We start from the raw sequence: 845 nt of genomic DNA, 5'->3' as shown, positions 1-845 counted from the left end.
TAGGGCGTGTCCCTAATCTGGAAAAGTAAGTATAAAGCCTTTAAAATAAAGAGACTATTTACCACATGGCTCTCTAAATTATGGCAAGAACAGTGCTCAATGATAATACATGGGAACAACTCCAAAGTACTATGAAGGCTCATGGCTGTCATACCTGGAAAAATGACAGACAAGTCATGGAAGCCATATTATGGAAACTTCGTACAGGAGCCCCATGGCGTGATATACCGAGTGAGCTATGTCCATGGAAAACCGCCTATAATCGCTTTAACAGGTTGTCAAAAAAAGGCTTATGGGAGCAATTTTTTTTGACCTACGAGCAAGTATTGATGAAGAATGGGTATTCGCAGACGGAAGCTACATCCGCTGTCATCAGCATTCAAGCGGCGCCAGACGAGGAGAGCTTCGAGCCACTGGAAAATCTCGAGGTGGAACAACCACCAAGATTCATCTCGCCGTCGACTCGCATGGAAACCCGATTGATTTTAAAATCACTGGGGGTGACGTCCACGACAGCCAAGCGGTAGATGACATCATAGAGATGTTAACGGATGCGACCTACTTCATTGCTGATAAAGCTTATGATTCTGAAACCATTAGAAACAGGCTAAAGCAAGACAATATAAGCCCTGTCATCCCTAAAAGAAGAAATGCTAAACAACCAGATGTAGCGTTTGATCATTATTTATATAAGCTACGACACTTAGTTGAAAACACGTTTGCAAGGCTAAAGCAGTTCCGTAGTATTGCGACTCGATACGAGAAATTGGCTCGTAATTATAAGTCTATGCTGTATCTAGCTTGTACTATGATTCATTGCAAACTGAATTAGGGACACGCCCTAG

General features: G+C 42.5%; 1 protein-coding gene. It reads left to right on the top strand.

What is annotated here, in order from left to right:
• Positions 1–80: 80 nt before the first annotated feature.
• Positions 81–832 (top strand): IS5 family transposase gene (locus tag ACT3SX_RS15325; protein ID WP_198411581.1). Its coding sequence is split into 2 segments (ribosomal slippage): positions 81–309 and positions 309–832, totalling 753 coding nucleotides; the frame shifts between segments, so codons are not numbered across the junction.
• The last annotated feature ends 13 nt before the right edge of the window (positions 833–845 follow it).

The organism is Psychrobacter sp. AOP31-B2-9 (genome assembly GCF_052378005.1).
Classification (GTDB): Bacteria; Pseudomonadota; Gammaproteobacteria; order Pseudomonadales; family Moraxellaceae; genus Psychrobacter.
This window is presented reverse-complemented; position numbering and strand designations above follow the sequence as displayed.